This is a genomic window from Rhizobium sp. ERR 1071 (assembly GCF_007828675.1).
GTDB classification, from domain to species: domain Bacteria; phylum Pseudomonadota; class Alphaproteobacteria; order Rhizobiales; family Rhizobiaceae; genus Rhizobium; species Rhizobium dioscoreae.
Genome location: NZ_VITM01000003.1, coordinates 172,320 through 184,142, shown reverse-complemented (window position 1 = coordinate 184,142; position 11,823 = coordinate 172,320). Strand labels below are relative to the sequence as shown.

13 protein-coding genes are annotated in these 11,823 nt (G+C 59.9%); 10 read left to right on the top strand and 3 right to left on the bottom strand.

All coding sequences use genetic code 11. From position 1 onward, the window contains the following. Window positions 1-200: 200 nt before the first annotated feature. Both FBZ99_RS11035 and FBZ99_RS11030 read left to right on the top strand, forming a co-directional pair. Window positions 201-1,520, top strand: a complete 1,320-nt coding sequence (locus FBZ99_RS11035) for a D-alanyl-D-alanine carboxypeptidase family protein (protein ID WP_113353903.1) — start codon at window positions 201-203, stop codon at window positions 1,518-1,520. Between the two features lie 106 nt (window positions 1,521-1,626). Continuing rightward, the gene (locus tag FBZ99_RS11030) at window positions 1,627-1,932 is read left to right on the top strand and encodes a pyrophosphatase (protein WP_113331988.1); all 306 of its coding nucleotides are present in this window, start codon (window positions 1,627-1,629) and stop codon (window positions 1,930-1,932) included. Between the two features lie 13 nt (window positions 1,933-1,945). On the opposite strand, the gene tldD is transcribed toward FBZ99_RS11030, so the two are convergent. After that, window positions 1,946-3,361 carry a metalloprotease TldD gene (tldD, locus tag FBZ99_RS11025; protein WP_145633105.1) on the bottom strand — a complete coding sequence of 472 codons (1,416 nt, stop codon included), beginning with the start codon at window positions 3,359-3,361 and terminating at the stop codon, window positions 1,946-1,948. 63 nt (window positions 3,362-3,424) lie between these two features. Further along, window positions 3,425-4,048, bottom strand: a complete 624-nt coding sequence (locus FBZ99_RS11020) for an invasion associated locus B family protein (protein ID WP_095436197.1) — start codon at window positions 4,046-4,048, stop codon at window positions 3,425-3,427. 337 nt (window positions 4,049-4,385) lie between these two features. Between FBZ99_RS11020 and coxB the strand changes: the two genes are divergently transcribed. The 6 genes from coxB (at window position 4,386) to FBZ99_RS10990 (ending at window position 9,702) form a co-directional block, all read left to right on the top strand. Beyond that, window positions 4,386-5,276 carry a cytochrome c oxidase subunit II gene (gene coxB / locus FBZ99_RS11015; protein ID WP_145633102.1) on the top strand — a complete coding sequence of 297 codons (891 nt, stop codon included), beginning with the start codon at window positions 4,386-4,388 and terminating at the stop codon, window positions 5,274-5,276. Window positions 5,277-5,289: 13 nt separating this feature from the next. After that, the gene (ctaD, locus tag FBZ99_RS11010; RefSeq protein ID WP_145633099.1) at window positions 5,290-6,984 is read left to right on the top strand and encodes a cytochrome c oxidase subunit I; all 1,695 of its coding nucleotides are present in this window, start codon (window positions 5,290-5,292) and stop codon (window positions 6,982-6,984) included. A 58-nt stretch (window positions 6,985-7,042) separates the two neighbouring features. Further along, window positions 7,043-8,002 carry a heme o synthase gene (locus FBZ99_RS11005; protein WP_113353907.1) on the top strand — a complete coding sequence of 320 codons (960 nt, stop codon included), beginning with the start codon at window positions 7,043-7,045 and terminating at the stop codon, window positions 8,000-8,002. Beyond that, on the top strand, window positions 7,999-8,139 hold the full coding sequence (locus FBZ99_RS11000; protein WP_015339051.1) for a hypothetical protein: 141 nt from the start codon (window positions 7,999-8,001) through the stop codon (window positions 8,137-8,139). The genes FBZ99_RS11005 and FBZ99_RS11000 overlap by 4 nt, the downstream gene beginning before the upstream one ends. 9 nt (window positions 8,140-8,148) lie before the next feature. Then, a complete protein-coding gene (locus FBZ99_RS10995) occupies window positions 8,149-8,760 on the top strand; it encodes a cytochrome c oxidase assembly protein (protein WP_113331972.1) in 612 nt (203 codons plus the stop codon). A gap of 63 nt (window positions 8,761-8,823) precedes the next feature. After that, window positions 8,824-9,702, top strand: coding sequence for a cytochrome c oxidase subunit 3 (locus tag FBZ99_RS10990; protein ID WP_145633096.1), 879 nt, complete (start codon window positions 8,824-8,826; stop codon window positions 9,700-9,702). A 61-nt stretch (window positions 9,703-9,763) separates the two neighbouring features. Here FBZ99_RS10990 and FBZ99_RS10985 read toward each other — a convergent pair whose 3' ends face one another. Next, window positions 9,764-10,414 carry a chloramphenicol phosphotransferase CPT family protein gene (locus FBZ99_RS10985; protein WP_145633093.1) on the bottom strand — a complete coding sequence of 217 codons (651 nt, stop codon included), beginning with the start codon at window positions 10,412-10,414 and terminating at the stop codon, window positions 9,764-9,766. A gap of 148 nt (window positions 10,415-10,562) precedes the next feature. Between FBZ99_RS10985 and FBZ99_RS10980 the strand changes: the two genes are divergently transcribed. Both FBZ99_RS10980 and FBZ99_RS10975 read left to right on the top strand, forming a co-directional pair. Continuing rightward, complete coding sequence (locus tag FBZ99_RS10980) at window positions 10,563-10,982, top strand: DUF983 domain-containing protein (RefSeq protein ID WP_069613871.1); 420 nt, start codon at window positions 10,563-10,565, stop codon at window positions 10,980-10,982. Further along, window positions 10,975-11,736 (top strand): SURF1 family protein, encoded by a 762-nt coding sequence (locus FBZ99_RS10975; protein WP_145633090.1) that lies wholly within the window; start codon window positions 10,975-10,977, stop codon window positions 11,734-11,736. The genes FBZ99_RS10980 and FBZ99_RS10975 overlap by 8 nt, the downstream gene beginning before the upstream one ends. The last annotated feature ends 87 nt before the right edge of the window (window positions 11,737-11,823 follow it).

Below are 11,823 nucleotides of genomic sequence, written 5' to 3'. Positions count from 1 at the left end.
ACGCTGTAGCGCATTCCCGTTAAACCTTACTGAATCTTCGTCATAATTTCCAATGCGTTAATGCTTATTTTACCAGGAAAGGCAAAATTGAAGAACTATCGAGGCTGTTGCCTCAATATCGCACCGGTATCAGGCTTTTTGTCGCAAAATCATACAGGGATTGATGCGGTGTGTTGGCATTCTTTCGGTTGGGGACAATTATGAAACGACTTCTGATGGCTTTGTCTGCGGCCGTCTTGCTGTTGAGCGCTCCTGTAGCGAGCTTCGCCGGCAGCGCCTATTTCATCATGGATGCGAAGACCGGCAAAGTGCTGGCGTCGAGCAATGCGGATGACCTCAACCATCCGGCATCGCTGACGAAGATGATGACCCTTTACATGACCTTCGAGGCGATCCATCGCGGCAAGCTGAGCTGGAACACGCGGATCCTGGTTTCGCGCTTCGCTGCCGCCAAGCCGCCAACCAAGCTGGGCCTCAAGCCCGGTGGTACGGTGACTGTCCGCGAAGCCGTCGATGGCATGATCATCAAGTCCGCCAACGATGCCGCTACCGCCATGGCGGAAGCGCTCGGCGGCAGCGAGAGCGGTTTTGCGCGGATGATGACGCAGAAAGCACGCGAACTCGGCATGCGCCGCACCACCTTCCTGAATGCATCCGGTCTTCCGAACATGCAGCAGTGGACGACGGCGCGAGATATGTCGACGCTCGCCGTCGCGCTCATCAATAACTATCCCCAGGAGTACCGGCTCTTCTCGCAGACGAGCTTCAACTACCGCGGCCACTACGTGCGCGGCCATAACAACCTGATGTATCGCTATGAGGGCATGGACGGTATCAAGACCGGCTATACGAATGCCTCCGGCTTCAACCTCGTCAGCGCCGTGCGCCAGGGCAATCGCCGCGTGATCGGCGTCGTCATGGGCGGCGCCACGGCGCGCGGTCGCGACGCGATGATGGCGTCGCTGCTGGACCGCTATGTGCCCAAGGCAGCCCCCATCGCAACATCGCGCCTGATGGCGAGCGTCGGCGGCGGCAAGATGGGCAAGCAGGTTGAAGTGGCGTCTGCATCGGACGATGTTGCCGTCGATGTCGATGCCCAAACCACTGCCACGACGACACCTGCGCCGGCGCGCAAGCGTACCGAGGTTGTCCCAATGGCATTCGCCGCCACCTCGAACGTCACCGTGCCGATGGATCGCCCGGCTGCGATGGACGAGATCCTCGTCGACAACAAGCAGGCGGCAGCCGCCAGCAAGCCGATGGTATCCGGAAGCTGGCAGGTGCAGATCGCGGCGACGCCAACCGCTCAGGCTGCCAAGGATTTGCTCTCGGAAGCGAAGTCCAAGGCCGGCAATGCGCTCGCCAATGCCTCGCCCTATACCGAAGCCGTCGGCAAGGGCGCCAGCACGGTCTATCGCGCCCGCTTCACCGGCTTTGCAAGCCGCGACGATGCAAGTTCGGCCTGCTCCGCTCTGAAGCGCAAGGACTTCGATTGCATGCTCCTGCCGAGCAAGGGCTGAACACAATCTTGATTGGATAGAAGCGAGCCGGCGGAGCAAATCTCCGCCGGCTCGACTTTTTTGCGGGAATCGTTCATTTGAATGGAACATAAAGGGAACGATTTCGATGCTGAAAGATCTGATGGAGCAATTCGAAACGGCTTCGGCACGCTACGCCGCCGACAACGGCATGGAGCGCGACGACGACTGGTTCGTGTTGAAACTCCAGGAAGAAATGGGCGAGTTGGTCCAGATCTGGAACAAGGTCACCGGCCGCGGGCGGCGCAAGGGCATGAGCGACGCGGATCTTGCGACGGCGCTTGCCGATGAAACGGCCGATGTGCTCGGCCATATTCTTCTATTCGCGCATCGCAACGGCCTCGATCTGCCGGCTGCCGTCGAGCGCAAGTGGCTCTTTCGCCCTCAGGCGTAGCAGGCCGGGGCGGTTAAGCCTTGGTGCCGCCCACCGTGATCTGGTCCATGCGCAGATGCGGCTGACCGACGCCGACGGGAACCCATTGGCCGGCTTTGCCGCAATTGCCGATGCCGGTATCGAGTTTCATGTCGTTGCCGATCATCGAAACGCGCTTCATCGCATCCGGCCCGTTGCCGATCAGCATGGCTCCCTTGATAGGAGCGCCGACCTTGCCATCCTCGATGAGGTAGGCTTCGGTGCAGCCGAAGACGAATTTGCCTGAGGTGATATCCACCTGACCACCGCCGAAGGAAACGGCGTAGATGCCCTTCTTCACCGAAGCGATGATTTCGTCCGGCGTCTTGTCGCCGCCAAGCATATAGGTGTTGGTCATGCGCGGCATCGGCGTATGGGCATAGCCCTGGCGGCGGCCGTTGCCGGTCGCCTTCATGCCCATCAGCCGGGCATTCTGTCGGTCCTGCATGTAGCCCACCAGTTTGCCATTCTCGATCAGCACGTTGTAGGCCGAAGGCGTGCCTTCATCGTCGACGGTGATTGAGCCGCGGCGGTTCTCGATCGTGCCGTCATCGACGACGGTAACGCCGGGAGTGGCGACCATCTGGCCGAGCAGCCCCGCGAAAGCCGATGTCTTCTTGCGGTTGAAATCGCCTTCCAGCCCGTGGCCGACGGCTTCGTGCAGCATGACGCCCGGCCAGCCGGAGCCGAGCACGACATCCATCGTGCCGGCGGGTGCCTCGATCGCCTCGAGATTGACGAGCGCCTGGCGAAGCGCCTCGTCGGCGCCGTGATGCCAATTGTCTTCTGTGACGAAATCGCCGAAGCCGATGCGGCCGCCAGTGCCGAAGGAGCCGGATTCCTGCCGGTCGCCGTCACCCACGATGACAGAGATATTGACGCGCGTCATCGGCCTGACATCGCGGAGGCGATGACCATCGGCGCGCAGAATGTCGACCACCTGCCAGCTTGCGGCGATGGATGCCGTCACCTGGCGCACCTTGTCGTTCTTGTCGCGCAGATAGCTGTCGATCCGCTGCAGGAGCTTTGCCTTTTCCTCGAAGCTCGGCGTGCCGATCGGGTTCTCGTCGCCATAGAGCACCTTGTTGGTACGCTGTGGCGCTGCTGCATAGGAGCCGGCATAGCCCGATGTCACCGCACGTACCGCATCGGCGGCGCGCTTCAGGGCGGCTTCGGACAGGTCGCCCGCATGGGCATAGCCCACCGCTTCGCCGGCAACGGCGCGAAGGCCGAAGCCCTGCTCGGTGTTGAAGCTGCCGCCCTTCATACGTCCATTGTCGAAGGTCAGCGATTCCGCCTGGACATGCTCGACGAAGAGTTCGCCGTCGTCGGCGCCGGACAGTGCCTCGGCCACGATGCCGCGCAGCTTGGCTTCATCGGCATCGAAAAGGGTAAGGAGATCGGTATTCATGGGTCATGTGCTCCGTTCAGAGCCGATGTAGGCTTCGCACCGCGCAAGAGCAAGCCCATCCGGTCAGGGAAGGGCGTCGTAGCCGTCCGCGAAGCCCTTCAAGTCCACAGGGATGCCGATCCCTTCTTCCGGCGACTGGAAGACGATGAAGGTTGCCGTGGCGCCGCTGCGCAGCGTCTTCAGCAATTGATCCTCCAGCACGACTTCGGCGTAGCAGCCATCGGAGAAGCAGCGCACGAAATAGGCGCGGCCGATATCCTTACCATCGATATTGAGGCCGAGACCGTTGGGCAGCAGCACGCCGAGCGGCGCCAGCACGCGAAGGATCTTGGATTTGCGGTCAGCCGTCTTCAGCACGACGACGGACAAACCGATTTCGGGACGATCCTCCGCAATCACGTTCTGCATCAGCGCGCATTGCTCGGTTGCCGCGCCTGCCGGCTTGTCGCAGACGACGGACCATGCGCCATGGCTGGAGCGAACCGTACCCGGCGGCTGCGGAACCTGGCTCGTTGGCACCTGCTGCGTATGCGGCTGCTGTTGGCCCGGCTGGTCCGGCTGCAACTGTTGGGTCTGCTGCGCCGGCGGCTGAGTCTGCTGTGCCTGTTGCGCCCATGCGGGTGCGGCAACTGCGGCAGCGACGCTGCCGGTAACAAGCAAAAGCCGGGCGAGGGAACGAAAACCCATGGAAACCTCTAGATTCGAATCAGTGCCGCTATTGTTGAAGCCCAGGCCGGCAAATGAAAAGCCCCGGCTGCTGGATTCCAACCGACTACGGCGGAAATACGACGTCTACTCCATTTTGTCCCGGCGGCGCCATGGACCGCGATGCAATTTTTCGTATGATGATGAAATGCTTGCCATGTCCGGGACAAGCATGGGGGGATATTCGCGCAAAAATGCCGCACTAACAAATGTCTTGAGTTGTTGCGGAGTACCCCAAACTGTGGTTTGAAGCGCAATGGATTGTAGGGATACTGCGTTTGAGGAAGATCTGGGATCAAACGCTGGAGGGAGAGACATCGTGATTAAGAGAGCTTACGCGGCTCTGGCAGCTATGATCTGTCTGCTTTTTGCGACAGGTAGCTACGCCGATCAGCCGAGACCTTGGGAAACCGGTATGCAGCAGGCGGCAACCGGCAACATGCATCAAATCCGCTGGTTTGAGGCATACACGCTTTGGTTTATCATTCCGATCACGCTGCTTGTTCTGGCCCTCCTGGTGGTGGTCATGGTCAAGTTCCGGGCCTCCAAGAACCCGGTTCCATCCAAGACGAGTCACAACACGCTGATCGAAGTCATCTGGACCATCGGGCCGGTCCTCATTCTTCTCTTCCTGGCCATTCCCTCCTTCAATCTACTGACCGATCAGCTGACCTTCCCGGAGAAGACGGATGTCACCGTCAAGGCGACGGCGACGCAATGGCAGTGGAATTATGAATATGAGGGCAGCGGCGCGACGCCGGTTGCTTTCGATTCCTTCATGCTGAAGGAGCAGGACCGCACCGCCGCCGGCAAGGACGACAAGTCGAAATATCCGCGGCTGCTTGCCGTCGACAATGAAATGGTCGTGCCTGTCGGCAAGAACGTTCGCCTTCTTGTCACCGCCGCACCGGCCGACGTCATCCATTCCTTCGCCATGCCCGCCTTCGGCATCAGGATCGATGCCATTCCGGGCCGTCTGAACGAAACCTGGTTCAATGCCGACCGCGAAGGCTTGTACTATGGACAGTGTTCCGAGCTCTGCGGCAAGGATCACTCTTTCATGCCGATCGCCATCCGCGTCGTCTCCGATGATCAGTATAAGCAGTGGCTTGCCGCTGCTGCAACCGACGTCGGCAAGGCGAACAAGGCTCTGATGGCCGCCGTCGATCAGCCGACGACCGTCAATGTCGCGGAAAACACGGCGAAGTAAGAGGGTAGGAACAATGGCTGGATCCAAGGCACACGACGATCACTCGAATGAGCTTCACGACGCTCACGCGCATGACGATCATCACGCATACAAGCAGACCTTCGCCGAACGTTGGCTGTTTTCGACGAATCACAAGGACATCGGCACGCTCTATCTGATCTTCGCGATCTTCGCGGGTGTGATCGGCTTCCTCCTCTCCGTTGCCATTCGCATGGAATTGCAGGAGCCCGGCATCCAGATCTTCAGCGGTCTGGCGTCGATGGTCTACGGCTTTTCGGGCGATGCTGCCATTGATGGCGGCAAGCAGATGTACAACGTCTTCGTCACCGCCCACGCGCTGATCATGATCTTCTTCATGGTCATGCCGGCGATGATCGGCGGCTTTGCCAACTGGATGGTGCCGATCATGATCGGCGCGCCCGATATGGCGTTCCCGCGCCTGAACAACATTTCGTTCTGGCTGCTCGTTCCGGCCTTCCTGCTGCTCATTCTCTCGATGTTTGTCGAAGGCCCGGCAGGCGCTTACGGCGCAGGCGGCGGCTGGACGATGTATGTGCCCTTGTCTGGCACGGTCGGCCATCCCGGCCCGGCGATCGATCTGGTCATCTTCGCGCTGCACATTGCCGGTGCCTCATCGATTCTCGGTGCGATCAACTTCATCACCACGATCCTGAACATGCGCGCTCCCGGCATGACGCTGCACAAGATGCCGCTGTTTGCCTGGTCGGTTCTGATCACCGCCTTCCTGCTGCTGCTGTCGCTCCCGGTTTTGGCTGGCGCCATCACCATGGTTCTGACGGATCGCAACTTCGGCACGACCTTCTTCGCGCCGGAAGGCGGCGGCGACCCGCTGCTCTATCAGCACCTCTTCTGGTTCTTTGGCCATCCGGAAGTCTACATCCTGATCCTGCCCGGTTTCGGCATGATCAGCCACATCATCTCGACCTTCTCGCGCAAGCCGATCTTCGGCTATCTCGGCATGGCCTACGCCATGGTCGCGATCGGCGCCGTCGGCTTCGTCGTCTGGGCCCACCACATGTACGTGACCGGCCTCTCGCTCGACACCCAGCGCTACTTCGTCTTCGCGACGATGGTCATCGCGGTTCCGACAGGCGTGAAGGTCTTCTCGTGGATCGCGACCATGTGGGGCGGTTCGATCCAGTTCCGCACGCCGATGATCTGGGCGCTCGGCTTCATCTTCCTGTTCACGCTCGGCGGCGTCACTGGCGTCCAGCTCGCCAATGCCGGCCTCGACCGCGAACTGCATGCGACCTATTACGTGGTGGCTCACTTCCACTACGTTCTGTCGCTCGGCGCCGTCTTTGCCATCTTCGCCGCCTGGTACTACTGGTTCCCGAAGATGACCGGCTACATGTACAATGAGCGGATCGGCAACTGGCACTTCTGGATCACCTTCATCGGTGTCAACATGGTGTTCTTCCCGCAGCACTTCCTGGGCCGTGCGGGCATGCCGCGCCGCTATATCGACTATCCGGATGCCTATGCCGGCTGGAACTTCGTATCCTCCATCGGCTCCTATGTCGCAGCCGTAGGCCTTTGCTTCTTCTTCTGGGGCGTTATAGATGCCTTCGTAAAGAAGCGCGTCGCAGGCGATAATCCCTGGGGCGATGGTGCGACCACGCTGGAATGGCAGCTGTCGTCGCCGCCGCCGCACCATCAGTGGGAAGAGCTGCCGCGCATCAAGTAGCTCATTTCCGGACGCCGTGATCAGCGGCGTCCGGCTCAACGGATAATTGGAAGAGAGAATGACGGTCATCGACAATCACGAAGCGCTCGCAAAGCAAGGCGAAACCGGCCTGTCGGAAGCGGGTGCGCGCGATTATTTCGAGCTTCTGAAGCCGCGCGTGATGTCGCTGGTCGTCTTTACTGCCTTCACCGGCCTGGTGCTGGCCCCCGGTCATATCAACCCCGTTCTCGGCTTCATTGCTATCCTCTGCATTGCGGTCGGTGCCGGTGCATCTGGTGCCTTGAACATGTGGTACGACGCCGATATCGACGCCGTCATGACCCGCACCAAGAGCCGGCCGATACCTTCAGGCCGTATCAATCCGTCGGAAGCCCTGGCCTTCGGCCTGGTGCTGTCAGGCTTCTCGGTGACGATCCTCGGTCTTGCAATCAATTGGCTTTCCGCCGGCATTCTTGCCTTCACCATTTTCTTCTATGCCGTCGTCTACACGATGTGGCTGAAGCGCTCGACGCCGCAAAACATCGTCATCGGCGGTGCAGCCGGCGCTTTCCCGCCCGTGATCGGCTGGGCCTGCGTGACCGGCAGCGTGCCGGTCGAGAGCATCGTGCTCTTCCTCATCATTTTCCTTTGGACGCCGGCCCATTTCTGGGCACTGGCGCTCTTCAAGATGGGTGATTACGAGGCCGTCGACGTGCCGATGCTGCCGAATGTCTCGGGTATCCAGACAACGAAGAATCAGATCGTCGTCTATGCGGTGTTGACCGCGATCGTCGGCGTCGTGCCGGCCTTCATGGGCTTTGCGAGCCTTGGCTATGGTATTGTTGCCGCGATCCTCGGCGTGATCTTCGTGCACTGTTCCATCGCCGTCTGGCGCATGGCCGATGGCGACGTGAAGATGGTGCCGGCAAAGAAGCTCTTCGGCTTCTCCATTTTCTATCTTTTCGCGATCTTTTCCGCGCTGCTGATCGACCGGCTCGTTACCGTTCTGATGTCGGGCAGCGGTGGAGGCTGGCTATGATCGAACTCGTCAAGCTGACCGAGGCGCAGAAGAAATCGCGGCGAGGGCGCAATATCGCGCTCGGGCTGGTGCTTGCCGGTCTGGTGGTGCTGTTTTACGCAATCACCATCATCAAGGTCGGTTCCGGACACGTTTGAGGAGGCGTCATGGAGGGGGAGGTCACAAAGAGCACGAGAAGCGGCGGCCGTAACAACGGCATGATCGTTGCCATGTGCCTGAGCTTCGTCGTCGGCATGAGCGCCATGTGCGCCGCTGCCGTGCCGCTCTATCGCATGTTCTGCCAGGTGACGGGCTATAACGGCACGACGCAGCGCGTCGAGCAGGTCTCGAACGTCATCCTCGACAAGCAGATCCAGGTTTCGTTCGACGCCAATGTCGCGCCGGGCCTGCCGTGGGATTTCAAGCCGCTGCAGAAGTCGGTGAACCCGAAGATCGGCGAGACGGTCGAGGTCAAGTTCCAGATCGAAAACAAGTCGGACAAGATGGAGCGCGGCCAGGCGATCTTCAATGTCACGCCGCTGGAAGCCGGGGTCTATTTCAACAAGGTCCAGTGTTTCTGCTTCAACGAGACGGATCTCGCGCCCGGCGAAAAGCGCGAGATGTCGGTGGTTTTCTATGTCGATCCTGAGATCACCAAGGCTGTGGAAACCAAGACGATCAATGCGCTGACACTGTCCTATACCTATTACCCACGGGAAGGCGTAAAGCCCGTGGCTTCCAATGACGGCAGTACGAAGCCGGTGGAAAAGAAACTTTGATGGAGAGTGCTTCTCGGTTTGACCGGAAGCAATATGGGAAAAAGTTATTCGGGGATTGCTGATATGGCCGAGGCGCATCAGAGAAAACATGATTATCACATTATCGATCCCAGCCCGTGGCCGATCATTGCGGCCCTTGGGGCCTTCGTGATCACCTTCGGCGGCGTCTGCTTCATGCGCTACCTGAATGGCGGCGCGGTGCATCTGTTCGGGATCAATTTCGCGCAGCCCTGGCTGTTCTTCATCGGCCTCGCCGTGATCCTCTACGTCATGTATGGCTGGTGGGCCGACACGATCAAGGAGGCGCATGAGGGCGCGCATACCCGCGTCGTATCGCTGCATCTGCGCTACGGCATGATCATGTTCATCGCTTCCGAAGTGATGTTCTTCGTCGCCTGGTTCTGGGCCTATTTCGATGTCAGCCTGTTCCCGAACGAGGCGATCCAGGCGTCGCGCACGGCCTTCCTTGGCGGCCAGTTCCCGCCGAAAGGCGTTGAGGTTCTCGACCCCTGGCACCTGCCGATCTACAACACCATCATCCTGCTGCTGTCGGGCACGACCGTCACCTGGGCTCACCACGCGTTGCTGCATGGCGACCGCAAGGGCCTAATCCAGGGCCTGACGCTCACCGTTCTGCTCGGCGCTTTGTTCTCCTGCGTCCAGGCCTATGAATATGCCCACGCGCCGTTCGAGTTCAGAAACTCGATCTATGGCGCGACCTTCTTCATGGCGACAGGCTTCCACGGCTTCCACGTTCTGATCGGTACGATCTTCCTGTTGGTCTGCCTCGTCCGCGCCATCCGGGGCGATTTCACACCGAAGCAGCATTTCGGCTTCGAAGCGGCCGCCTGGTACTGGCACTTCGTCGACGTCGTCTGGCTGTTCCTGTTCTTCTGCATCTATGTCTGGGGCAGCTGGGGCGCACCGCTTGCGGCGGGCTGATCGGTATCGATCTCTGAAAACAAAAGGCGGGCGCTGGACGACCGCCTTTTATTTTTTGGCCTCAATCCCTTGAGGCAATCCTCTCGAATGCCGTCGGATGAGGCAGACCTTCAGCGAGCAACTGCCGGATTTGCTCGGCGCATGCCTTGGGGCTTTTCACCGACGTATCGACCTCCAGATCATAGATTCCGGGCCGATGTACCTGTTCCTGCCAGGCAATGACCGGCGCAGGGACAGGCATGCCAGCCTCGAGCTTGACGTAAGTGTCTCGTCTTTCCGGCCCTTCGGCCAGCCGCCGCCCCATCACGACATCGAGTGGGCAGCGCACGCCGACGAACAGAACGGGCAGCCCCGTCAGCAGCCGGGCGCAATCAGCGAGAATGCCGAGCGGCTGCGAATAGCTGTCATGATGACCGAATTCGGCGACGACATTCAATCCCATGCGGCTATGTGCGGCGATCGAGGCATAGAGTGCGGCATAAAGGCGCGCAACCAGCGGCTCGAGATCAGGCCGCTCGCCACCGGGACGCAAGCCGATGCCCGGACGGTAGCGTGGAGGCGTGATATGCCGCACATAGGCGTCGACGCCGAGATTCACCCACACGCCTTCAAAATCGGCCTGTATCGCCTCGACGATGCTGCTTTTTCCGGATCGCGGCGCACCGTTGAGAATGACGATCTGGCCAGCCGGCCGGCTTTCGCTGAATGGCATGAATTCGATCCCCTTTGCTTGTTTTGAGGCTGATGAGGAGGAGCTGAGAGCTTTTCGATTGGACGGATGCATGCTTCGCAGTTAGTTATAATGATAGGGGCGAGGTTCATGTGATCGCCCGCTATTTTAGGCTGATCGAGACAGAACTTTGAGCTCAGAGCAAGACAAGACGCCAAACGAGGCATCCCACAGCGACAGCGCCCTCTTTGCGCCCGTCGATCCCTTTAAGGTCGGCATACAGGGATGTTGCCCGCGTTGCGGCCAAGGCAAGCTCTTCGATGGATTATTGTCGCTGAAACCGCGCTGTGCGGCCTGCGATCTCGATTACGCCTTCGCGGATGCGGGCGATGGCCCGGCGGTCTTCGTCATCCTGATCGTCGGCTTCATCATTATCGGCTCGGTCCTGTGGATGCAGATCAACTATGCGCCGCCGATCTGGGTCTATATCGTGTTGTTCGCGCCGCTGACGATCATCCTTTCGCTTCTATCGTTACGCTGGTGCAAGGGCATCCTGATCGCCCTGCAATATCGCAACAACGCCGCCGAAGGGCGCGTCCATCGTGACTGAGTCCGCAGTGCCTGTGCGTCGTGCCAATCCCTTGTGGCAGATCGCCAAGGCACTGCTTCTTCTCGCGGCGCTCGTCATCCTCATCGGGCTTGGAACATGGCAGGTCGAGCGGCTGCAATGGAAAGAGGGACTGCTGGCCGACATCGCGGCCCGCAAGGACGCACCGGCTATGCCCTTGTCGGCGATCGAGACGATGGCGGCATCCGGCGGCGATATCGAATATCGCGTCGTAACCGCCACCGGCCATTACCTCAACGACAAGGAGCGGCATTTCCTCGCCACCTACGATGGCGATCCCGGCTATCACATTTATACGCCGCTGCAGCTGGATGACGGCCGCTTCATCTTCGTTAATCGAGGCTTCGTTCCTACAGAGGCGAAGGACCCCGAAAAGCGCAAGCAGGGCGAACTGACGGGCGAACAGACCGTTATCGGTCTCGCTCGCGCAAAGCTCGTCGCCCGGCCCGACGGCATGCCGGACAATGATCTCGGCAAGAACATCTTCTTCTGGAAGGATCTGGATGTCATGGCTGCCAGCGTCGGCCTGCCGAAGGACAAGGTGCTGCCCTTCTTCATCGACGCCGACAAGACACCCAATCCAGGGGGGGTGCCGATCGGCGGCGTCACCATCATCGATCTGCCGAACAATCACCTGCAATATGCGGTGACCTGGTATGGCTTAGCGGTGGCGCTGGCAGCGATCGTCGCCATATCCTGGCGGCGCAAACGCCATCCGGACGCGCCCTCACAGTAGAGGCATGCAATAGAATAGCTTCATTTCGATGGAATATTCCGCTAGAGCATGATCCCAAAAAGTGCGCAGCGGTTTCAATAGGATCGC

What these genes read in the sequence shown, in the direction of transcription:
- FBZ99_RS11030 (WP_113331988.1), top strand. Translation starts at nt 1,627, where the DNA reads ATGCTGAAAGATCTGATGGAGCAATTCGAAACGGCTTCGGCACGCTAC.
- FBZ99_RS10995 (WP_113331972.1), top strand. Translation starts at nt 8,149, where the DNA reads ATGGAGGGGGAGGTCACAAAGAGCACGAGAAGCGGCGGCCGTAACAAC.
- FBZ99_RS10985 (WP_145633093.1), bottom strand. Translation starts at nt 10,414, where the DNA reads ATGCCATTCAGCGAAAGCCGGCCGGCTGGCCAGATCGTCATTCTCAAC.
- FBZ99_RS11035 (WP_113353903.1), top strand. Translation starts at nt 201, where the DNA reads ATGAAACGACTTCTGATGGCTTTGTCTGCGGCCGTCTTGCTGTTGAGC.
- ctaD (WP_145633099.1), top strand. Translation starts at nt 5,290, where the DNA reads ATGGCTGGATCCAAGGCACACGACGATCACTCGAATGAGCTTCACGAC.
- FBZ99_RS10990 (WP_145633096.1), top strand. Translation starts at nt 8,824, where the DNA reads ATGGCCGAGGCGCATCAGAGAAAACATGATTATCACATTATCGATCCC.
- tldD (WP_145633105.1), bottom strand. Translation starts at nt 3,361, where the DNA reads ATGAATACCGATCTCCTTACCCTTTTCGATGCCGATGAAGCCAAGCTG.
- FBZ99_RS11000 (WP_015339051.1), top strand. Translation starts at nt 7,999, where the DNA reads ATGATCGAACTCGTCAAGCTGACCGAGGCGCAGAAGAAATCGCGGCGA.
- FBZ99_RS11020 (WP_095436197.1), bottom strand. Translation starts at nt 4,048, where the DNA reads ATGGGTTTTCGTTCCCTCGCCCGGCTTTTGCTTGTTACCGGCAGCGTC.
- FBZ99_RS11005 (WP_113353907.1), top strand. Translation starts at nt 7,043, where the DNA reads ATGACGGTCATCGACAATCACGAAGCGCTCGCAAAGCAAGGCGAAACC.